Annotated in this window: 20 protein-coding genes; 10 read left to right on the top strand and 10 right to left on the bottom strand. The window is 60.6% G+C overall.

Features of this window, described 5'->3' with window-relative positions; all coding sequences use genetic code 11:
* Window positions 1-29 precede the first annotated feature (29 nt).
* The 4 genes from QD409_RS09210 to QD409_RS09195 all read left to right on the top strand — a co-directional run bounded on the left by QD409_RS09210 (window position 30) and on the right by QD409_RS09195 (window position 4,898).
* Window positions 30-740 carry an ABC transporter ATP-binding protein gene (locus QD409_RS09210; protein WP_092849455.1) on the top strand — a complete coding sequence of 237 codons (711 nt, stop codon included), beginning with the start codon at window positions 30-32 and terminating at the stop codon, window positions 738-740.
* Window positions 737-3,286 (top strand): ABC transporter permease, encoded by a 2,550-nt coding sequence (locus tag QD409_RS09205; protein WP_092849453.1) that lies wholly within the window; start codon window positions 737-739, stop codon window positions 3,284-3,286. The genes QD409_RS09210 and QD409_RS09205 overlap by 4 nt, the downstream gene beginning before the upstream one ends.
* Before the next feature lie 195 nt (window positions 3,287-3,481).
* Entirely contained in the window at window positions 3,482-4,222 is a 741-nt protein-coding gene (locus QD409_RS09200; RefSeq protein WP_092849450.1) for a Bax inhibitor-1/YccA family protein, read from the top strand.
* Between the two features lie 118 nt (window positions 4,223-4,340).
* On the top strand, window positions 4,341-4,898 hold the full coding sequence (locus QD409_RS09195; RefSeq protein ID WP_092849447.1) for a GNAT family N-acetyltransferase: 558 nt from the start codon (window positions 4,341-4,343) through the stop codon (window positions 4,896-4,898).
* Between the two features lie 66 nt (window positions 4,899-4,964).
* Here QD409_RS09195 and QD409_RS09190 read toward each other — a convergent pair whose 3' ends face one another.
* From QD409_RS09190 to acnA, 3 genes are all read right to left on the bottom strand, one after another.
* On the bottom strand, window positions 4,965-5,366 hold the full coding sequence (locus QD409_RS09190; RefSeq protein WP_092849444.1) for a DUF2794 domain-containing protein: 402 nt from the start codon (window positions 5,364-5,366) through the stop codon (window positions 4,965-4,967).
* A gap of 358 nt (window positions 5,367-5,724) precedes the next feature.
* Window positions 5,725-6,468 carry a DUF1223 domain-containing protein gene (locus tag QD409_RS09185; protein WP_092849441.1) on the bottom strand — a complete coding sequence of 248 codons (744 nt, stop codon included), beginning with the start codon at window positions 6,466-6,468 and terminating at the stop codon, window positions 5,725-5,727.
* A gap of 255 nt (window positions 6,469-6,723) precedes the next feature.
* The gene (acnA, locus tag QD409_RS09180; RefSeq protein ID WP_092849438.1) at window positions 6,724-9,414 is read right to left on the bottom strand and encodes an aconitate hydratase AcnA; all 2,691 of its coding nucleotides are present in this window, start codon (window positions 9,412-9,414) and stop codon (window positions 6,724-6,726) included.
* A gap of 263 nt (window positions 9,415-9,677) precedes the next feature.
* Here acnA and ccmA point away from each other — a divergent pair, with 263 nt between their 5' ends.
* From ccmA to QD409_RS09155, 5 genes are all read left to right on the top strand, one after another.
* On the top strand, window positions 9,678-10,325 hold the full coding sequence (ccmA, locus tag QD409_RS09175; protein ID WP_092849434.1) for a heme ABC exporter ATP-binding protein CcmA: 648 nt from the start codon (window positions 9,678-9,680) through the stop codon (window positions 10,323-10,325).
* Between the two features lie 361 nt (window positions 10,326-10,686).
* Window positions 10,687-11,346, top strand: coding sequence for a heme exporter protein CcmB (gene ccmB / locus QD409_RS09170; RefSeq protein ID WP_092849431.1), 660 nt, complete (start codon window positions 10,687-10,689; stop codon window positions 11,344-11,346).
* A gap of 79 nt (window positions 11,347-11,425) precedes the next feature.
* On the top strand, window positions 11,426-12,187 hold the full coding sequence (locus QD409_RS09165; RefSeq protein WP_092849429.1) for a heme ABC transporter permease: 762 nt from the start codon (window positions 11,426-11,428) through the stop codon (window positions 12,185-12,187).
* 1 nt (window position 12,188) lies between these two features.
* Entirely contained in the window at window positions 12,189-12,362 is a 174-nt protein-coding gene (gene ccmD / locus QD409_RS09160; protein WP_092849426.1) for a heme exporter protein CcmD, read from the top strand.
* A complete protein-coding gene (locus QD409_RS09155) occupies window positions 12,359-12,970 on the top strand; it encodes a DsbE family thiol:disulfide interchange protein (protein ID WP_092849423.1) in 612 nt (203 codons plus the stop codon). The genes ccmD and QD409_RS09155 overlap by 4 nt, the downstream gene beginning before the upstream one ends.
* 40 nt (window positions 12,971-13,010) lie before the next feature.
* Here QD409_RS09155 and QD409_RS09150 read toward each other — a convergent pair whose 3' ends face one another.
* The 7 genes from QD409_RS09150 to QD409_RS09120 form a co-directional block, all read right to left on the bottom strand.
* Window positions 13,011-13,406 carry a Rap1a/Tai family immunity protein gene (locus tag QD409_RS09150; protein WP_092849420.1) on the bottom strand — a complete coding sequence of 132 codons (396 nt, stop codon included), beginning with the start codon at window positions 13,404-13,406 and terminating at the stop codon, window positions 13,011-13,013.
* 125 nt (window positions 13,407-13,531) lie between these two features.
* The gene (locus tag QD409_RS09145) at window positions 13,532-14,122 is read right to left on the bottom strand and encodes a DUF2585 domain-containing protein (protein WP_092849417.1); all 591 of its coding nucleotides are present in this window, start codon (window positions 14,120-14,122) and stop codon (window positions 13,532-13,534) included.
* Window positions 14,119-14,838 carry a septation protein A gene (locus tag QD409_RS09140; protein ID WP_092849414.1) on the bottom strand — a complete coding sequence of 240 codons (720 nt, stop codon included), beginning with the start codon at window positions 14,836-14,838 and terminating at the stop codon, window positions 14,119-14,121. Before QD409_RS09140 ends, QD409_RS09145 begins: the two co-directional genes overlap by 4 nt.
* Entirely contained in the window at window positions 14,835-16,319 is a 1,485-nt protein-coding gene (gene ftsY / locus QD409_RS09135) for a signal recognition particle-docking protein FtsY (RefSeq protein WP_092849411.1), read from the bottom strand. The genes QD409_RS09140 and ftsY overlap by 4 nt, the downstream gene beginning before the upstream one ends.
* An 18-nt stretch (window positions 16,320-16,337) precedes the next feature.
* Window positions 16,338-17,612 carry a tRNA (N(6)-L-threonylcarbamoyladenosine(37)-C(2))-methylthiotransferase MtaB gene (gene mtaB, locus QD409_RS09130; RefSeq protein WP_092849408.1) on the bottom strand — a complete coding sequence of 425 codons (1,275 nt, stop codon included), beginning with the start codon at window positions 17,610-17,612 and terminating at the stop codon, window positions 16,338-16,340.
* Entirely contained in the window at window positions 17,609-18,514 is a 906-nt protein-coding gene (gene dapF, locus QD409_RS09125; RefSeq protein ID WP_092849405.1) for a diaminopimelate epimerase, read from the bottom strand. The genes mtaB and dapF overlap by 4 nt, the downstream gene beginning before the upstream one ends.
* A 216-nt stretch (window positions 18,515-18,730) precedes the next feature.
* On the bottom strand, window positions 18,731-19,183 hold the full coding sequence (locus tag QD409_RS09120) for a PACE efflux transporter (RefSeq protein ID WP_092849402.1): 453 nt from the start codon (window positions 19,181-19,183) through the stop codon (window positions 18,731-18,733).
* A gap of 87 nt (window positions 19,184-19,270) precedes the next feature.
* Here QD409_RS09120 and QD409_RS09115 point away from each other — a divergent pair, with 87 nt between their 5' ends.
* Complete coding sequence (locus QD409_RS09115; RefSeq protein ID WP_430762507.1) at window positions 19,271-20,185, top strand: LysR family transcriptional regulator; 915 nt, start codon at window positions 19,271-19,273, stop codon at window positions 20,183-20,185.
* Window positions 20,186-20,302 lie beyond the last annotated feature (117 nt).

Here is a 20,302-nt window from a genome sequence, read left to right as displayed (position 1 = left end):
AATGTTCTCTGATATATAGGGCGTTCGCATTGGCAAAAACCATCATCGAGCTGAAGAAGGCGGATTTGACCCTCGGCAACGCTGCCGCCTCAGTCCATGTGCTGAAGAGCATCGACCTCACCGTCATCGAGGGTGAGGCCGTCGGCATCGTCGGCCCGTCCGGCTCCGGCAAGTCCACCCTGCTGATGGTCTTGGCCGGCCTCGAAAAGCTCGACAGCGGCGAGCTTCTGATCCGCGACACGCCGCTGCATAACCTGAGCGAGGATCGCATCGCCGATTTCCGCGGCCGCAATATCGGTATCGTCTTTCAATCCTTCCATCTAATCGCCAATATGACGGCGCTCGAGAATGTCGCAGTGCCGCTGGAACTCGCCAATGTGCGTGACGCCTTCGATATCGCCCGACGGGAGCTGGAAGCAGTGGGGCTGGGCGAGAGGCTCAATCATTATCCCGGCCAGCTTTCCGGCGGCGAACAGCAGCGCGTGGCGATCGCCCGCGCGCTGGCGCCCTCCCCGGCGGTGCTGATCGCCGACGAGCCCACCGGCAATCTGGATACGGATACTGGACGGCAGATCGCCGACCTGCTCTTTACCCAGCAGGCCGAGCGTGGCACCACCATGCTGCTCGTGACCCATGATCCGGCGCTTGCCGCCCGTTGCTCGCGGCAGATCCGCGTTCGCTCCGGCGAGATCGAGAACGACAGTGCCCGGACGCGCGTCAATCAGGCGGCAATAGCATGACAGGCGCGGTGCGAACGCGCCTGACGCTCGCCTTCCGCCTTGCCCTGCGCGAGCTGCGCGGCGGCCTTGGCGGCTTCTACATCTTTCTCGCCTGTATTGCGCTCGGCACCGGCGCGATCGCCGCCGTCAATTCCGTTTCCCGCTCGATCACCGACGCCATCTCGACACAGGGCCAGTCGCTGCTTGCCAGCGACGCCCGTTTCGTGTTGCGCAATCGCGAGGCCACTCCCGAGGAGCTGGCCTATCTCCAGGGCCTCGGCAAACTCTCCCGCTCGACGAGCCTGCGCTCCATGGCCCGCCTGCCCGACGGCTCCGACCAGGCGCTGGTCGAGGTCAAGGCGGTCGATGGCGCCTACCCGCTCTACGGCGCCTTCGAAGCCGAGCCCAATCAGCCGCTGTCGACTCTGCTGGCCGCTAAGGATGGCAGCTTTGGCGCCGTTGTCGCGCCGCTGCTGCTCGAACGCCTCAACCTCAAGGTCGGCGGCGAGTTGCTGCTGGGCAATACGAAGCTGCGCATCACCGGCACCATACAGAGCGAGCCGGATGCCGTCTCCGAAGGCTTCGGTTTTGCGCCCCGCCTGTTTACCAGCCGCGATGCACTCTCCGCCTCGGGCCTGATTGCAACAGGCAGCCTCGTCGAACAGGCCTATCGGCTCCGCATGGATGATCCCGCAATCGGCCTGCGCAACATCGGTGATCGGGCCAATGCAGCTTTCCCGCAGGCGGGTTGGTCGATCCGCACCAGCGCGCGTGCCGCCCCCGAACTCGCCGACAACGTTACCCGCTTCTCGCAGTTCCTGACGCTCGTCGGCCTTGCGGCACTCATCGTCGGCGGCGTCGGCGTCGCCAATGCTGTGCGGGCCTTCCTCGATTCGAAACGCACCACCATCGCCACCTTCAAATGCCTGGGCGCGCCAGCCTTCGTCGTGGTGCTGATCTATCTCATTCAGATCGCCGTCATCGCGCTGGCAGGCATTGTGATCGGCCTTGGTCTCGGCGCCATTGCGCCGATCATCGCTTCACAATTCATGGCCGAATTCCTGCCGATTTCGACCGCGCCGCGGCTCTATCCCGGCGCGCTGACACTGGCTGCGCTCTTCGGCCTGCTGACGACGCTTGCCTTTGCCATTCCGCCGCTCGGCCATGCCCGCGAGGTGCCGGCGACGGCATTGTTCCGGGAACAGGGCTTCGAAGCACGCCGCCTGCCCGGCTGGCCCTATCTGCTTGCCGCCGGCTTGCTGATGATGGCACTTGCGGCTCTGGCGATCGTCACCGCTTATGATCGCTTCATCGCCATCGTCTTCGTCGTCTCGATCGCCGGAGCTTTCGTCGTGCTGCGCGCCGTTGCCGCTTTGCTCTCCTGGCTGGCCCGCCGCAGCCCGCGGGTACGCTCGCCGGCGCTAAGGCTGGCGATCGGCAATATCCACCGGCCGGGTGCGCTCACCTCGTCCGTCGTGCTGTCGCTTGGCCTCGGTCTCGCGCTGCTGGTCACCCTGACGCTGATCGACGGCAATATGCGCCGCGAACTGATGGGGCGCATGAGCGAGCAGGCACCAAACTTCTTCTTCGTCGACATTCAGGGACCGGAGCTGGAAGGCTTCCGCAAGATCGTGCTTGCCGAAGACCCGAAGGGCAAGCTCGTCGAAGCGCCGATGCTGCGGGGCCGTATCGTCGCCTTCAACGGCGAGGATGTCACCAAGATGAAGGTGCCTGCCGCCGGACAATGGGTCCTGCGCGGCGACCGCGGCATCACCTATGCCGAAACCCTGCCCGAGAATGCCGCGCTCACCGAAGGCCAATGGTGGGACAAGGATTATAGCGGCGAGCCGCTGGTGTCCTTTTCGGATGAGGAAGGCAAGGCGCTCGGTCTGAAGCTCGGCGACAAGGTCACCGTCAATGTGCTTGGCCGCAACGTCACCGCCAAGATCGCCAGCTTCCGCAAGGTGCAATGGCAATCGCTGTCGATCAATTTCGTAATGATTTTCTCGCCCAATACCTTCAAGGGCGCGCCGCATGCCTGGCTCGCGACCCTGACGGATGCTTCCGCCTCCTCGGAGCAGGAGGCCGCGATCCTGCGGAAGGTCAGCAATGCCTACCCGACCATCACCAGCGTCCGCGTCAAGGATGCGCTCGATGTCGTCAACACGCTTGTGGGACAGCTCGCCGCCGCTATCCGCGCGGCAGCCTCGGTCGCGCTCATCGCCTCGGTGCTGGTGCTGGCGGGGGCATTGGCGGCCGGCAATCGAGCCCGCACGCATGATGCCGTCATCCTCAAGACGCTCGGCGCGACGCGGGCGACGTTGATTCGCGCCTTCAGCTACGAATATCTGATCCTGGGGGCGGCAACCGCCGTCTTCGCGCTGATCGCCGGCTCCGCCTCCGCCTGGTACATCGTCAGCCGCATCATGCACCTGCCATCGGCCTTCCTGCCCGACGTCGCCATCTCCACCCTCATCATCGCCCTGGTACTGACGGTCGGGATAGGCCTCATCGGCACCTGGCGCATTCTCGGCCAGAAGGCGGCTCCCGTTCTGCGCGAGCTGTGAGCCCTTAGGCGCATTAACCGAACGCCGCGAAAACGACCCGATATTACATCGATTTAACATGGGTCCGCCCGCTGGACCCTTGTGTACAAGGCTCGAAAGCCTCATATTCTCTGCAGGCATGCTGGAGCTCCGCAGCGGCGCCTGGGCCTGAACGGCCCGACACCGTATTCACATCGGAGCTTAAAAGAGGAAAACATGGCTGACTTTCGCAACTACCAAAACCGGGCGCAGAGCGGCGCGCAATCCGGTGCGATAATAGACGAGGGCCTTCGAGCCTACATGCTCAAGGTCTATAACCTGATGGCGCTGGGTCTGGCGATCACGGGTGTTGCCGCCTATCTCTCCTTCTCGCTCGCTTTCGCTAACGGACATCTGACGGCCTTCGGCCAGGCGATCTATCTGAGCCCGCTGAAGTGGGTGGTCATCTTCGCTCCGCTCGCAATGGTCTTCTTCCTGAGCTTCAGGATCAACCGCATGAGCGTGGCTGCCGCGACGACGACCTTCTGGGTCTACGCTGCGCTGGTGGGGCTGTCGCTGTCGTCGGTCTTCATCATCTACACCGGCCAGAGCGTCGTGCAGACCTTCTTCGTGACCGCCGCTTCGTTCGGCGCGCTGTCGCTTTACGGCTACGTCACGAAGCGTGATCTCTCCGCGATGGGCTCGTTCATGATGATGGGTCTCTTCGGTTTGATCATCGCGTCGCTGGTCAACATCTTCCTGGCTTCGTCCGCCGTGCAGTTCGCGATCTCCGTGATCGGCGTCCTGATCTTCGCAGGCCTCACCGCCTACGATACGCAGCGGATCAAGGAAATGTACTTTGATGCTGACGACGTGACTGTAGCCGGCCGCAAGGCGATCATGGGCGCCCTGTCGCTCTACCTGGACTTCATCAACATGTTCATGTTCCTGCTGCAATTCCTCGGCGATCGCCGTTAACAGCACGGTTTGAACGAGATATCGGAAGGCGGCTTCGGCCGCCTTTTTCGTTTGCCTGGTGGCCAACCCTGCTATTTGATAGCGACGTTCGCAAACCGCATATCAGGCAATGAAAACAATGTCCGTCAGCCTTCGCAGCGCTACTCTAAACGACCTTCCCCACATCACCGCCATCTACCGCGATTCCGTGCTGAACGGCACGGCAAGCTACGAGATCACGCCTCCGAACGAGGAGGAGATGGCTGGCCGCTTCCAGGCGATCCAGGAAAAAGCCTATCCCTATATCGTCGCCGAGGACCGGGACGGAACGTTTCTCGGCTATGCCTATGCCTCGGCATTTCGCACGCGGCCGGCCTATCGCTGGATGGTGGAGGATTCGATCTATCTTGCGCCGGAGGCACGGGGGCGCGGCGTCGGCAGGCTGCTGCTCGATGCCTTGGTCGAAAGCTGCGAGACGCTCGGCTTTCGCCAGATGATCGCCGTTATCGGCGGCGCCCATCCGGCCTCCGTCGCCGTACACCGCGCCGCAGGCTTTACCGAAGCCGGCCTGCTGAAAGGCACCGGCTACAAGCATGGCCGATGGCTGGATACCATGCTGATGCAGAAGGCGCTGGGCGAGGGCGCTGAAACCGATCCGGATCCGTCGGTCTATCCGGGGACGTTGTTTGAGAGGTAGATCTGCGCTCGTGTTGAGCCTCTGATACCCCCCTCTATCCTCATCCCCCACCATCAATGAAGAGAACTACTTCTCCACCAGCTTCAGCTGCTTGTCGAAGACCTTCAGCACTTGCTGCAGGTCATGTCCGCGCTTCAAGGTCATCCCGTTGGTATTGATGACGGAGAAGGCGCCCTGCTTGACTGAAAGTTTCGGGTTCTTTTCGATGCGAAAGAGCGGCATCTCGCCGGAGCGCTTGAAGACGGAGAAAACCGCCTTGTCCTTGAGATGGTCGATGGCGTAGTCGCGCCACTCGCCCTCGCCCACCATGCGGCCGTAGATCCAGAGAATCGCATCCAGTTCGCGGCGATGGAAAGTGACCGGTAGCGGGTCCTTACTCTGCTTGTACTCCCTGAGATCGACGACAACGGAAGAATTCGTATCGACGGAACGGCTTTCGCCGTGTCGCAAATCCGGCTGATCAGTCATCAATCCCCCAGGGGTTATCTCATGACAGGAGAATGACAGTTTGCCTCAGCCACACCAAATTGCAAGACGGCTGACGGCTCACAATTTTTTTCCCATGCCTGAAAGCATCTCGGCAGCGCCGCATTTCAGTCAAAACGACGCCCAATTTACAGGAAGTATAGGGGGCCGTTTGGCGCCGCCGCGCCAAACGGCCCGGCCGGGGCGCATCGACTAAACCCCAGCCCCGAATGCGTCCTCGCCGGGCACCCTCTCTTTTTGGCGTTAGCCAAAATAGAGATATTTTTGGCTTACGCCAAAATAAGGAATCTTTTCAGCATTAATTGAAACAGTGAGCTTTCCGGCCAGCTGGACAAGCCGCTCAGCCGTCAGAACCGACCGTCAGAACCGTCGCGCCGATGATCGCGGCAGGATCGCCTGATGTCGACGACGACTGCAGAAGGACTGCAAGCCCCCGCCGCCCGGCCTTGCTTAACACATTGGCAGGCAACACGATATTCATCGCCTTGCCATCCCACATCCCGACGGTTTCGACATCGGAAACCGCATGCATGTAGGCGATCTGCTGGCCGTTGTTTTCGCCGCCCTTCGGAGCCACCATCTGCTCCTTGTCGAAATAGACGACGACCACATTGGCCTTGCCCTGACCGGCGCCGATCTTGATCGAAAGCTCGTCATCCTTCATGGCGGCATTCACCTGAACCGTCAGTCCTTCGCCATCGTGCTGGAAGGAATCGAGCTTGACGTTGATCGCGTTGAGGTCCGAGCCATTCATGTGAACCCGGCCGTTGACGATGGCCTGCGGCGTATAGACCCCGCTGCGGCCGAATGTGCGGGCATAGGCATATTGGCGCGCCGTATTTTCCTTGGTCGCCATAGTGTCGTTCCAGCCGAGATAGTTCCAATAGTCGACATGATAGGCAAGTGCGACGACATCGCCCTGGCGAATCAGCTTGCGGAAAGCCGCATCGGCCGGCGGACAGGAGGCGCAGCCCTGCGCGGTGAAAAGCTCGACCACGCCCTTGATCTTCGCAGCCTCCTGCGCATGCAGCGAACTTGCGAGCGCGATGCCTGCCAGAAGTGGAACCGAAAATCGAAGGCACATTTCTATCTTACCTTTGCATCAAATCCTAAGAGCCGCCTGCCCCACAGACTCCAAACGCTCACGCCTTGGATGATCATATCCACATCAAGCCGGAAAAATCTGAAACAAGAGATAATAGTTTAGTGCGATGACGCAAAGTCACGATGGGGTGAGGCCAAGGTCCGGTACCGGGCGCGCAGTACACATCACCGTGAAAAAGAAGAGGCCGCCGGGAGACTTTCCCCCGGCGGCGCACAAAATTAGCTCAGACGTCCGTTAGGCAGCGAGATCGCGCAGAACGGTCTGCAGGATGCCACCATTATTGACGTAGACGACCTCATCCAGCGTATCGATACGGCAGATGATCGGAACATCCTTAACCGTGCCATCGCCATAAGTGATCTTGGCGATCTTGCGCTCGCGCGGCTTGATGTGTTCCAGGCCTTCGATCGAGACCAGTTCGTCGCCCTTCAGGCCGAGGCTCGCCCAGGTGGTGCCTTCCTCGAAAACGAAGGGGATGACGCCCATTCCCACAAGGTTCGAGCGGTGGATACGCTCGAAGGACTGGGCGATCACGGCGCGCACGCCGAGCAGGTTCGTGCCCTTGGCAGCCCAGTCACGCGACGAGCCGTTGCCGTATTCGACGCCTGCGAAGATGACGAGCGGAACGCCCTCGGCCTTGTACTGCATGGCCGCATCGTAGATCGACGTCTCTTCCTTGGACGGATAGTGGATGGTGTAGCCACCTTCCTTGCCGTTCGGGCCGAGCATGTGATTGCGGATGCGGATGTTGGCGAAGGTGCCGCGCATCATGACTTCATGATTGCCGCGGCGCGTGCCGTACTGGTTGAAGTCGGCAACGCCGACACCATGGCCGATGAGGTAGGAGCCGGCCGGCGAGGCAGCCTTGATCGAACCGGCCGGGGAAATGTGGTCGGTGGTGATCTTGTCGCCGAAGAGGCCGAGAACGCGGGCGCCCTTGATGTCGGAAATACCGGCGCCGGTCTTGCCCATGCCCACGAAGTAAGGCGGGTTCTGCACGTAGGTCGAGTTGTCGTCCCAGGCATAGGTCTGGCCCGGAGGAACCTGCACAGCCTGCCAGTTGGCATCGCCCTTGAAGACGTCGGCGTACTTGGATTCGTAGAGCTCGCGGGTGACGTATTTCAGGATGAATTCCTGGATCTCGTGCGAGGTCGGCCAGATATCCTTCAGATAGACCGGCTTGCCGTTCTGGTCTTCGCCGATCGGCTCCTTGGTCAGGTCCATCTGCACCGAGCCGGCCAACGCATAGGCGACGACGAGCGGCGGCGAGGCCAGGTAGTTTGCCTGGACGTCAGGAGAAATACGGCCTTCGAAGTTGCGGTTGCCCGAAAGAACGCCTGATACGATCAGGCCCTTGTCGTTGATCGTCTTCGAGATCGGCGCCGGCAGCGGGCCGGAATTGCCGATGCAGGTGGTGCAGCCGAAGCCGACCAGATTGAAGCCGAGCTTATCGAGATCGGCCTGCAGACCGGACTTGGCGAGGTATTCGCCGACGACCTGCGATCCGGGAGCCAGAGACGTCTTGACCCAAGGCTTGCTCTTCAGTCCCTTGGCAACAGCGTTGCGGGCCAGCAGGCCGGCGGCGATCAGCACCGAGGGGTTCGAGGTGTTGGTGCAGGACGTGATGGCGGCGATTGCAACGTCGCCATGGCCGAGATCGAAGTCCGTGCCTTCGACCGCATAGCGGTTGGAAAGCTGGCCCGGCTTCTTGTATTCGGTTTCCAGCGAGGTGGCGAAACCGGAGGCGATGTTTTCCAGAGGAATACGGCCTTCCGGACGCTTCGGGCCTGCCATGGCCGGTACTACGTCGCCAAGGTCGAGTTCGAGCGTATCGGTGAAGACGAGGTCGGAACCGTCATTGTCACGCCACATGCCCTGTGCCCTGGAATAGGCTTCGACGAGCGCGATACGATCCTTCGCGCGGCCGGACATGTTGAGATAGTTCAGCGTTTCCTTGTCGACCGGGAAGAAGCCGCAGGTCGCGCCGTATTCCGGACCCATGTTGCCGATGGTGGCACGGTCAGCGAGCGGCAGCGCGTCGAGGCCAGGGCCGAAGAATTCGACGAACTTCGAGACGACGCCTTTCTTGCGCAGCATCTGCACGACGGTCAGCACAAGGTCGGTCGCGGTGACGCCTTCCTTGAGCTTGCCGGTCAGCTTGAAGCCGATGACTTCCGGCAGCAGCATGGAAACCGGCTGGCCGAGCATTGCAGCTTCAGCTTCGATACCTCCCACGCCCCAGCCGAGAACGCCGAGACCGTTGATCATGGTCGTGTGCGAATCGGTGCCGACGCAGGTGTCTGGATAGGCGATCGTTTCGCCGTCCTCTTCCTTCGTCCAGACGGTCTGGCCGAGATATTCGAGATTCACCTGATGACAGATGCCGGTGCCGGGGGGAACGACGCGGAAGTTCTTGAACGCCTGCTGGCCCCACTTCAGGAAGCGGTAACGCTCGCCGTTGCGCTGGTACTCCAGCTCGACGTTGCGGGCAAAAGCCTGCGGCGTACCGAATTCGTCGACGATGACGGAATGGTCGATGACGAGGTCGACGGGAACGAGCGGGTTGATCTTTTCCGGATCGCCGCCGAGGGACACCATCGCGTCGCGCATGGCAGCAAGGTCAACCACGGCCGGAACGCCGGTGAAGTCCTGCATCAGCACGCGCGCCGGGCGATAGGCGATTTCGTTCTCGACGGTACCCTTGTTGGTCAGCCATTCGGCGACGGCGAGGATGTGTTCCTTGGTCACCGACTGCCCGTCTTCAAAACGCAGCAGGTTTTCCAGAAGCACCTTCATGGAATAAGGCAGCTTGGAAACGCCGGGCAGACCATTCGCTTCAGCCTTCGGCAGGCTGAAATAGACATAATCTTTCCCGCCCACGGTCAGCGTGGAACGACAATTAAAACTGTCAAGAGATTTAGACACGAGATACCCCGTTTCTGATAGCCAACACAGTCGTGCGAACGCCTATGCACTTTATGCACATCAGGATGCGGGTGCGGCCATTTCCGCTGTCCGCACGTAAGGCAGAAAACCTTAAGTTCGGCGCAAGGATGAAATTCACGCCGACCGCTGGCGTGGTTGCAGGTCTTATAGATAATTTCGTAAAGACTTGCCAGAGTGAGAAAGCGCAAAATTGGACAATTTTTTGCGCACTGCGGCAACGAAAACGGGGAAAGCCTAAGCGAATGCATCTATGCGCTGAAAATCTGGCGGCAAGGCGGGGCGAAGACCTGATTTTCTCGAATGTTTCCTTTGACTTGCGGGATGGTGACGCCCTCGTTTTGACCGGTCGCAACGGGTCGGGAAAGTCAACACTTCTGCGCGTCATAGCAGGCCTTCTCAGACAGGAAAAAGGCCGCGTCACATTGAGGGGTAAGGACGACGAATCGAACCGTCCGCCAGGCGAAGCCAGCCATTATCTCGGCCATCGCAACGCGATGAAATCCGAGCTGACCGTGACAGAAAATCTGACCTTCTGGAAAACCTTCTTCGGCGACATGGCGGGCGGCTTCGGCTTGGATGTCGATGAAGCCGCTGACGCCGTCGGGCTCGCCGGCATCATCCATCTGCCCTTCGGCTACCTTTCCGCCGGCCAGCAGCGGCGAATCGCTTTCGCGAAACTTCTCGTCGCCTACCGCCCGATCTGGATCCTCGACGAACCGACGGCAGCGCTGGACAGCTCGGCAGACCAACTCTTCGCACAACTGATCACGGCGCATCAGAAGAGTGGCGGCATTGTCCTTGCTGCAACACACCAGCCGTTGGGGTTGGAGAATGTGCAGGAAATGCGGATGACAGGGTTTGCCGGGGTGAGCGAAGGGGTTTGGGGATGAGGCCGACAATGCGGAGTTTGCCGAGCCTGCGATACCCCCCTCGCGCTGCACGCCTTCATGACATGTCCCTCCGAAAAAGCTCATCGCTAGGCGATGAGTTACCCCCCTCTGTCACTATCGTGACATCTCCCCCGCAAGGGGGGAGATCGTGGGTGGCGGCACCCTGCCTCAAGCGACTTCGATATGATCTGCAAATGCCGGAAGCCGTTACTTGGTCTCTAGTGAGCGACAAGTTACCGATCTCCCCCCTTGTGGGGGAGATGCCCCGAAGGGGCAGAGGGGGGTGGCGAGAAGCAAAGGCTTCTCGCGCCCTGAGCCAAGCGAAAGGCAATCTCTCCCCGCAGTTTGAAAGTCATCACCTATGACCGCCCTCTTCCTCCGCGACCTGAAACTCTCGGTCCGCGCCGGCGGCGGGGCGTTGATCGGTATCCTCTTCTTCCTCACCGTCGTCGCCATCATTCCCTTCGGCGTCGGTCCCGACCTCAAGCTTCTCTCGCGCATCGGCCCGGCCATCGTCTGGATCGGCGCGCTGCTTGCGAGCCTCCTCGGCCTCGACCGGCTATTTCAAGCCGAGCGTGACGATGGCTCGCTCGATCTGCTGGTCATGCAAGAAACGCCATTGGTGCTGACGGTCTTCATCAAATGTGCGGCACATTGGGTGGCGACCGGCCTGCCCCTCGTCATCGCCTCACCGCTTCTCGGCCTCTTTATGAATATGAACGAGACCGCGATCGGCGCGACGGCGCTCACCCTGCTCGTCGGTTCGCCGGCGATCACTTTCATCGGCGCAGTCGGCGCGGCCGTGGCCGTAGCGCTGCCGCGCGGCGGCCTGCTCGTCTCCATTCTGGTGCTGCCGCTGACCATCCCGGTGCTGATCTTCGGCGTCAGCGCCACCTATGCCGCCGTCGCCGGGCCGCAGCCCTTCCTGCCGCCGTTCCTGATCCTGATCGCGCTCACCTTGTTCTTCGCCGTCCTCGGCCCGGCTACCGCCGCCCTCGCCTTGCGAAACACGACTGATTGATCGCGATGAGATACTGTTTCGTCGATCTGAGACAATGCGGTCGATTGCCGGAAAAGCCATATCGGGTTAAACAAGCCGCATGAGCGATATCAGCCCTGCGATCAGCCGATTTTCCGACCTCGCCAACCCCACGCGGTTCTTGGCGTTTTCGTCGCGTCTCATTCCCTGGCTGGCTGTTATCTCGGCTGTGCTTTTCGCGATCGGCCTTTATCTATCGTTTACGACCCAGGGCGACTACCAGCAGGGCGATACCGTCCGCATCATGTATATTCATGTGCCCGCCGCCTGGCTTTCGATGATGTGCTACACGATCATGAGCATGTCGGCGATCGGCACGCTTGTCTGGCGCCATCCGCTGGCCGATGTCGCCGGCAAGACCGCCGCTCCGCTCGGCGCCGCCTTCACGCTGATCGCACTGGTCACCGGCTCGCTTTGGGGCAAGCCGATGTGGGGCACCTATTGGGTCTGGGATGCGCGCCTGACCTCGGTCTTCATCCTGTTCCTTATGTATCTCGGCCTGATCGCGCTGAACCGCGCCATGGACGATCCGTCCAAAGCGGCCCGCGTCGCCTCCATCCTGACGCTGGTCGGCTTCATCAATATTCCGATCATCAAGTTCTCCGTGGACTGGTGGAACACGCTGCATCAGTCGGAAAGCATCATGCGCATGGATGGCCCTGCCATCGACGCGGAATTCCTCCGGCCGCTCTTCATTATGGCGCTGGCCTTCACGCTGCTGTTCTTTACGCTGCACCTGATGGCGATCCGCAACGAGATCTGGCGACGCCGAATTGCCGCACAGCGCCGCATCGCCGCACGCATGGCAGCCCGGGAGGAGTAAGATGAGCCATCCCTTTTACGTCTTCGGCTCCTACGGCTTTGCTGCGTTTATCATCCTCGCCGTCATCGCCTGGGTATGGATCGACGGACGCCTGCGCCGTCGCGAACTCGCCGCATTGGAAGCCTCTGGCATCCGCCGCCGCTCCCAGCGCGCGCCCGAAGGCGAAACGAAGTGACTGCCGATGCCGACAATAAGGACCAGCCGAAATCGGGCGGCACCGCACGCTATCTGCTGGCGCTGATCCCGCTGATCGTCTTTGGCTGTATCGCCCTTGCCGTTGGCAAGGTCATGTACGACCAGGAAGTCCACGGCACCGACATATCGGCCATTCCCTCGGCCCTGATCGGCACGAAGGCGCCCAAGCTTGCAATGGCGCCGCTCGAAGGTTCCAACCTGCCAGCGTTGACTGATGACGCCATCAAGGGCAAGCTGACGCTCGTCAATGTCTTTGCCTCCTGGTGCATTCCCTGCCGCGACGAACATCCGGTGCTGAAGGAACTCGCAAAGAGCGGCCAGCTCAACATCGTGGCCATCAATTATAAGGACACGAGCGAAAACGCCTTGCGCTTCCTCGGCGAGCTCGGCAACCCCTACAATGCGATCGGCATCGACCCGAACGGCTCTGCCGCCATCGACTGGGGTGTCTACGGCATTCCGGAATCCTATCTCGTCTCCCCGGACGGCACGATCCTCTACAAGCAGGTCGGCCCCTTCACGCCCACCAGCCTGAAGGAAGGGCTCTATCCGGCCATAGCGAAAGCTCAGGGAAAGCCCGTATCCTAGACCGAGTCTCTCTCCTCGCTCCTTCTGGGTGATGAAGAAGCTATTTTGGATCGCACGGGAAATTCAATCCGGCGAACGTGCTCATAACTTCCTCTGCCGGAACATCCTTAAGTGTTGGGTTGCGATTCAGAAAACTACAGAGCATGTCGCTGATCTTTGCGGCATCGACCTGGGTCGGAATACACATATCGACGCCGACGGAGTCGCCGAAATATGCCCAATTCGTCATCGCTCTGGCGTTGGGAATTGACTCGGCTATCCCGCGACGAGCAACAAGGTCATCGCGATTCCACTTATCCAGCCAGCCGATAACGTAACCGGAGACAAATTGCCGAGAACCGCCGCAATCGGCAAGTAGCCGACCGGCATCTGAAAAACCTGCCGGCGATTTGGATGCGATGACAGCCAATAGAGTCGCAACTGCAATGCTCGACATATGCCCTCGCAAGATCATAGGCGTCAGAGTAATTCCGCGCCGACGCAATACTGACGAGTGTAGATGCAATTTTATGGCGATTTTTGGCAGCGACCAGAACCGGCGCCACTAAATTCAGAGACCCGTTAAATCCCACTCTGCCAGGTCTTGATCGCCTCGACCGGCCAGACCAGCATCAGAACATTCAGCGTGAGATTGTCACGGATCAGCCAGCCGGTGAGCAGCTCGAAGAAAATGGCAATGGCAATCGTGACGGCCACCGGCGCGCGCCAGGCAAACAGGAAGCCGACCACCATGAACACGGCGTCCATCGCCGAGTTGAGAATACTGTCGCCGACATAGTCGAGCGAGATCGTCGCGGCGCGGTAGCGGTTGATGATAATGGGCGAGTTTTCCAAGAGTTCCCAGCCGGATTCGATCAGCATGGCAACGAACAGGCGCATCGACAGCGGCTTGCGGCGCATGATCAGATGCGTCAGCCCGAAGAACAGGAAGCCGTGGATGATGTGCGACGGCGTGTACCAATCGGCGATATGCTGCGAATTGCCGCTGGATTTCACGACGGGCTCGAACAGCTTCACGTAGCCGCATGTGCAGATCGGCACGCGGCCCATCATATATTCGGTAACGATCTGCACGAGCAGAACGAGGGCGCAAGCGATGAACCAGAAGCTCTGCTGCTGGTAGCGGCTTCGGCTATCGACTGCTTCGATCATTTGCCGTTTTCCGCCGGCTGCTCGATCGTGTGCTTCATGATCAGCGGCAACTGCGACAGGGTGAAGAGGAAGGTGATCGGCATCGTTCCCCAGACCTTGAAGTTCACCCAGAGATTGTCGGCAGCCTTGACGTCAGGCAGGTAGTACCAGTTCGACAGGCGCCAGACGACCTCATTGAGCACGGCAAGGACCAGAAAAAAGATACCCCAACGTAGCGTCAGCTTACGCCAACCTTCGGCATCGAGCTGAAAGGCGGCATTGAAGACATAGCCGAGCAGCGACTTGCCGAAGGCAAGGCCGCCGAGCAGCACGACGCCAAGGAGGGCGTTGATGATGGTCGGCTTCATCTTAATGAAGGTTTCGTTCTGCAGATAGATGCCGATAGCACCGAAGACCAGCACAACGATACCGGAAACGAAGGGCATCAGCGGCAGGTGGCCGAGCATGACTTTCGAAACGATGAGCGAGATCACCGTTGCGGCCATGAACAGGCCGGTGGCGACGAAAAGCGGGCCGCCGAGCGCCGCCAGCTGCGGAAAATGCTGCACCAGCCACTCGCCGCGCAAATTGCCGAAGAAGAACACCAGCAGCGGCCCAAGTTCCAGCACCAGCTTTAGCATGGGATGATGCTTGTCTGCTGCACTTGGGGTGAGTTCATTGTCGCTGGTCGTCATCGCGGCACTTTCACTATCGTCGAGTTTGTTCTTGTCGTTCATTGGCTGCTTCCGGCGCCAGTGCCTGCGATGGCGTTGGCGAAATCCTCAGCCTCGAAAGGCTCAAGATCGTCTACACCTTCGCCGACGCCGATGAAATAGACCGGCAGCTTATGCTTGGCCGAGATGGCCACAAGGATGCCGCCGCGCGCCGTACCGTCGAGCTTGGTCATGATCAGCCCGTTGACGCCGGCGACGTTGCGGAAGATCTCGACCTGGTTCAAGGCGTTCTGGCCTGTGGTCGCATCGAGCGTCTGTAGCACGGTATGCGGCGCGTCCGGATCGAGCTTGCCAAGCACACGCACGATCTTCTCGAGCTCGGCCATCAACTCCGCCTTGTTCTGCAGGCGGCCGGCGGTGTCGATGATCAGCACGTCACTCTTGCTGGCCTTGGCCTGCTGGAAGGCATCGAAGGCAAGACCGGCGGCATCGGCGCCGATCTTGGTGCCGATGAATTCCGACTTGGTGCGGTCGGCCCAGATCTTCAATTGTTCGATGGCGGCGGCGCGGAAGGTATCGCCGGCGGCAACCATGACCTTCAGACCGGCGCCCGACAGTTTCGCCGCCAGCTTGCCGATCGTCGTCGTCTTGCCGGTGCCGTTGACGCCGACGACGAGAATGACATGCGGCTTGTGGCTGAGATCGAGCTGCAAGGGCTTGGCGACCGGCTTCAGCACCTTGGCGATTTCCTGCGCCATGATGCGGCCGACGTCTTCGCTCGTCACATCCTTGCCATAGCGCTCCGAGGCCAGCGTATCGGTGACCCGCATCGCCGTCTCGACGCCAAGATCGGCCTGGATCAGCAGATCCTCCAGATCCTGTAGCGTCTGATCATCAAGCTTGCGCTTGGTGAAGAGCGCGGCGATCTGCCCGGTCAGCTGCGACGAGGTCCGCGCAAGGCCGGCGCGCAGGCGCTGGAACCAGGAGAGTTTCTGCTTGGGCGCTTCCGGAGCCGGCGCCGGAGCGGAGGCGGCGGTGGAGAAGCCCTTGGGGAGGATGGGGGCGGTATCGGCATCTTTCGACGCTACGTCCGTATCTGCCGCACCTTCGCCACCCCCCTCTGTCCTCTCGGACATCTCCCCCACAAGGGGGGAGATCGGTTCAGGGGCTGACTCTTCCGAAACGACATCGGCTTCAGCGTCTTTGGCTTGCTCCGGCTCAACAATTTCACTCTCGTCGGTCCGCTCCAGAGCAACCGACTCGTGCGACGCAGCCACCTCTACTGCCTCTTCAGCCAACCGTTCTTGCTCAGCCGGCGCGGCATCCTCAAACTGATCTCCCCCCTTGTGGGGGAGATGTCCCAAAGGGACAGAGGGGGGTGACGCATGCTCGCCAGGTTCGGAAGCCGGAGAAACATCCGCGACAGGCGCTTCCTGCTCCGGGGCAATTACCTCAACCTGCTGCGAAACCTCTGCAGGCGCCTGCTCCTCGGCCTGCTTTTCGCGGCCGAAGGTGAAGACTTTTTTGATGAAACCGAGCGCCATGAAGTATCCGTTGAAGCATTAAGCCGCGTCGGCGGCCAGAAGTTGCATGTCGAGGTGCTTGCCATTGTGGCCGGTGATTGCGACCTGCACAAGGTCGCGGGGGCGAAGGCCGGGTGTAGCGACAAGCGTGAAGTTTTCCGTATGGGCCAGCCCGTTATTCTCCACAAGCAGCCATTGCCGCGTGCCGACCATCTTGTCCAGATGGGCCTGGTGCAATCGTTGTCCAGCCGCGCGCAGGCGGGCAGCACGGTCTTTGATCAGGCCGCGATCGAGCTGCGGCATCCGGGCGGCCGGCGTGCCGGGGCGCGGGCTGTAGGGAAAGACGTGCAGATGCGCGATACCAGCCTCCTCGGCCAGCCCGACGGCATTGGCGAACATCTCTTCCGTCTCCGTGGGAAAGCCAGCGATCATGTCGGCGCCGAAGCTCGTCTCGGGCCGCAAGCGGCGCACATCCTCGATGAAGCCGATGGCATCGGCGCGCGAGTGCCGCCGCTTCATCCGCTTCAGGATCATGTCGTCGCCATGCTGCAGCGACAGATGCAGATGCGGCATGAAGCGCGGCTCGTCGGCGATGAGATCCATCAGATGCCGGTCGGCCTCGATACTGTCGATCGAGGAAAGCCGCAGCCGGCGGATCTCCGGGATCTGGTTCAGCAGCGTCTTGGCAAGCAAGCCGAGCGTCGGCGTTCCCGGCAGGTCGGCACCGTAGCTCGTAGCATCGACGCCGGTCAGTACGATCTCGCAATAGCCGCTTTCGACCAAGTTACGCGCCTGATCGACCACTGCGCCCATCGGCACCGAGCGGGAATTGCCGCGACCATAGGGAATGATGCAAAAGGTGCAGCGATGGTCGCAGCCGTTCTGCACCTGGATGAAGGCGCGCACATGGCCGTCAATATGGCGGATCATCTGCGGCGCCGTCGCCCGCACGCTCATGATGTCGTTGACGCGCAGCTTCTCTTCCGCCGAAACGCCGAAATCCGGCAGCGCCCGGTAGGAGGAACTCTTCAGCTTTTCCTCGTTGCCGAGCACGGCGTCCACTTCGGCCATCTCGGCAAAGGTCTGCTTCTCCGTCTGCGCGGCGCAGCCTGTGACGATGATGCGTGCATGCGGATTGTCGCGTCGCGCCCGGCGGATTGCCTGCCGCGCCTGGCGCACGGCCTCGCCCGTCACGGCGCAGGTATTGACCAGGATGGCATTGTTGAGCCCGGCTTTCTCTGCCTCGGCCCTCATCACTTCGGATTCATAGGTATTGAGGCGACAGCCGAAGGTAATGACCTCGACCCCGCTCACCGCGCCTGAGCCCCCTGCTCTGCATCGCGCGTCCAAAGCCCCGTGACTGGGTCGACCATGCCAGACCATTCCCACTCGGCTGGTCCAGTCATGACCACGTGGTCGTTGCTCTCAAGCCATTCGATGGTGAGCTTGCCAGGAGCAGGCGCGGAGGCGACGTCGATAGTCACCTTGCGGCCGGTACGGCCGGTGCGGGCGGCACTGACGGCCGTCGCGCAAGCCGCCGAACCGCAGGCAAGCGTCAAGCCGGCGCCGCGCTCCCAGGTGCGGGTGCGGACAAACGTCGGAGAAAGCACCTGCGCCAGCGTGATATTGGCGCGTTCGGGAAACATCGGATGGTTTTCCAGCAGCGGGCCGAAACGATCAAGATCGAAGGACATCGGGTCCTTGTCTACCCAGAAGATCGCATGCGGATTGCCCATCGAGGCGACCGAAGGCGAATGCAGGATCGGATTGTCGATCGGCCCGATCTGCAGCTCGATGCGGCTGGTATCGGCAAATTCCTCGGCAAGCGGGATCTTGTCCCATGCAAAGACCGGCTTGCCCATATCGACCGATATCGTGCCGTCTTCGTGCTCTCTCGCATTCAGAATGCCGGCGACGGTCTGGAAGGTGAAAACCTTCTTGCCGGTTTCGGCCGCCAGCGCCTGCACAACGCAGCGCGTGCCGTTGCCGCAAGCCTGCGCCTTCGTGCCATCGCAGTTCAGAATATCGATCCAGGCATCGGTGCCCTCTGCCTTCGGATCGTGGATCGCCATGATCTGATCGAACTGGGTGGCCGGATCGGCATTGAGCGCAATCGCCGCCGCCGCCGTCACCACATCCTTGCGGCCGCGCATGTCGACAACCAGGATCTTGTTTCCAAGCCCGTTCATCCTCGCGAATTCGACCGTATTGCTCATGGGATCATTCCTATTGTCGAGCTGTATATGGCGGAAACGCGGGGGAATTACCAGTGGGATGATCGTCTCTCGACGTCACGCGACAAGAGACAGTAAGCGATAGCGGAGGGATCGTCATCGGCGTATCCGCCCGAGCGCGATCATTGCCCGACACGGTACACGGCGCTGTCGAGCACTTGAACACGACAGCACCGGGATCTTAGTTGTTGGACCCAGTTACCGGGCAGCGGCCGCTATGGCGCGCTCGTCTTGAGACGTTGCCTTGATCGGAAACACCCAGTCATAGGCGATGTTGAAGACGAAGGCGTAGACCAGATAGAAGGTGACCACGGCAATATCCATCAGAAGCGCCGCGACGAGCGTTATCTCGAGATACCAGGCGATGAACGGGATCAGGATCACGACAAGGCCCGCTTCGAAAAGCACCGCATGGACGATCCGGATACCGATGGTTTTCTGGACCCTGCCGCGCAAGCGCATCAGCGCACGGTCGAAGCCGAGATTGTAGATGAAGTTCCATAGTGTCGCCACGGTCGCCCCGACCACGCCGATGACGCCCATATGGGCGATGGGCTGATTGAAGACGATTGCCGCAAGCGGCGTGAATGTGGCCAGGCCGATAAGTTCAAACAGGACGGCGTGCCGAACACGATCTCCGAAACTGCGCATTTTTCAAGTTCCTACATTTGTTGTCGGCCGTCCTTCTATCAGATAGATTGAGGTAACAAAGTTAGAAACTATCTGGAATTACGATAGATGGGTGTTTCCCTTGAGCAGTTGGAAGCCTTCGTGTCGGCAGCCGAAAACGGATCCTTCTCGGCCGCCGCACGCCGCCTTCGCAAAGCGCAGTCCGCGGTCAGCCTCTTGATCTCTTCGCTGGAAGACGATCTGGGGATCAAGCTGTTCAGCCGGATGACACGAAACCCGACCCTCACCGAAGCAGGAACAAGGCTGCTGCCCGAAGCCAAGCTGCTGCTGGATCGCCGCGAACATCTGATCGGCGTTGCCAGAAGCTTTGACGAACACATCGAGACCCGGCTCGTCGTCGCGATCGACGAGCTCTATCCGGAGCCTGCGATCGGAAACCTGTTTGCCGCCTTTGCAGACCGATTTCCGCATGTCGAGCTGGAACTGCTATCGCCGCATTCACAAGCCATCACCGGAATGGTCCTCGAAGGAGAAGCCGATATTGGCGTGATGTGGCGGGAAGAACAGCTCCCGCCCGAACTGGATTTCGTCACGATTGGCTGGGTTCCGCTCGTCATGGTCTGCGGTCGAGATCACCCTCTGGCGGAAAGCCCGGTGAGCTGGGACGACCTGAAGCGCTATCGCCAGATCATGGTCACCAAGCGGCGCGATGTTGCCAGAAGGCACCAGGTGAGAGTTGCCGCCGAAGTCTGGTGGGTCGAAAGCCATTGGGTTATTCTTCAGATATTGCGACAAGGCATCGGCTGGGCGCTCATTCCCGCCCATATCCTGGCAAACTCCCCACTGGCATCAGAGCTGGCGACGCCCTCGCTTCAATTCGATAGCGGCGCGCATCCAGTCGCGCTTGAACTTGTCTGGCACAAACAGCGGCCGGCCGGCCCGGCAGCAAAATGGCTGCGGGAACATTTCGTCGCAAACGGAAACAAGCATGGAATACTGGAGGCGCGCGCCGCTCGATTATAGGTACGCCAAGGTTAGGATCGCCTCTTCGGGAGATTGATGATCGTCGAGGCATGGCAACTGCCGGCTTCCGACATATGTCATGCCAATGCATGCATGGCGCGGGCAGAATATTTTTCG

Source organism: Rhizobium sp. BR 315, from assembly GCF_050577975.1.
In the GTDB taxonomy this organism is placed as follows: Bacteria; Pseudomonadota; Alphaproteobacteria; order Rhizobiales; family Rhizobiaceae; genus Rhizobium; species Rhizobium miluonense.
The sequence above is the reverse complement of the archived record's forward strand: the minus strand, read 5'-3'. Positions and strand labels throughout refer to the sequence as shown.

What these genes read in the sequence shown, in the direction of transcription:
- QD409_RS09205 (WP_092849453.1), top strand. Translation starts at nt 737, where the DNA reads ATGACAGGCGCGGTGCGAACGCGCCTGACGCTCGCCTTCCGCCTTGCC.
- QD409_RS09200 (WP_092849450.1), top strand. Translation starts at nt 3,482, where the DNA reads ATGGCTGACTTTCGCAACTACCAAAACCGGGCGCAGAGCGGCGCGCAA.
- QD409_RS09195 (WP_092849447.1), top strand. Translation starts at nt 4,341, where the DNA reads ATGTCCGTCAGCCTTCGCAGCGCTACTCTAAACGACCTTCCCCACATC.
- QD409_RS09190 (WP_092849444.1), bottom strand. Translation starts at nt 5,366, where the DNA reads ATGACTGATCAGCCGGATTTGCGACACGGCGAAAGCCGTTCCGTCGAT.
- QD409_RS09185 (WP_092849441.1), bottom strand. Translation starts at nt 6,468, where the DNA reads ATGTGCCTTCGATTTTCGGTTCCACTTCTGGCAGGCATCGCGCTCGCA.
- ccmA (WP_092849434.1), top strand. Translation starts at nt 9,678, where the DNA reads ATGCATCTATGCGCTGAAAATCTGGCGGCAAGGCGGGGCGAAGACCTG.
- ccmB (WP_092849431.1), top strand. Translation starts at nt 10,687, where the DNA reads ATGACCGCCCTCTTCCTCCGCGACCTGAAACTCTCGGTCCGCGCCGGC.
- QD409_RS09165 (WP_092849429.1), top strand. Translation starts at nt 11,426, where the DNA reads ATGAGCGATATCAGCCCTGCGATCAGCCGATTTTCCGACCTCGCCAAC.
- ccmD (WP_092849426.1), top strand. Translation starts at nt 12,189, where the DNA reads ATGAGCCATCCCTTTTACGTCTTCGGCTCCTACGGCTTTGCTGCGTTT.
- QD409_RS09150 (WP_092849420.1), bottom strand. Translation starts at nt 13,406, where the DNA reads ATGTCGAGCATTGCAGTTGCGACTCTATTGGCTGTCATCGCATCCAAA.
- QD409_RS09145 (WP_092849417.1), bottom strand. Translation starts at nt 14,122, where the DNA reads ATGATCGAAGCAGTCGATAGCCGAAGCCGCTACCAGCAGCAGAGCTTC.
- QD409_RS09140 (WP_092849414.1), bottom strand. Translation starts at nt 14,838, where the DNA reads ATGAACGACAAGAACAAACTCGACGATAGTGAAAGTGCCGCGATGACG.
- ftsY (WP_092849411.1), bottom strand. Translation starts at nt 16,319, where the DNA reads ATGGCGCTCGGTTTCATCAAAAAAGTCTTCACCTTCGGCCGCGAAAAG.
- dapF (WP_092849405.1), bottom strand. Translation starts at nt 18,514, where the DNA reads ATGAGCAATACGGTCGAATTCGCGAGGATGAACGGGCTTGGAAACAAG.
- QD409_RS09120 (WP_092849402.1), bottom strand. Translation starts at nt 19,183, where the DNA reads ATGCGCAGTTTCGGAGATCGTGTTCGGCACGCCGTCCTGTTTGAACTT.
- QD409_RS09115 (WP_430762507.1), top strand. Translation starts at nt 19,271, where the DNA reads ATGGGTGTTTCCCTTGAGCAGTTGGAAGCCTTCGTGTCGGCAGCCGAA.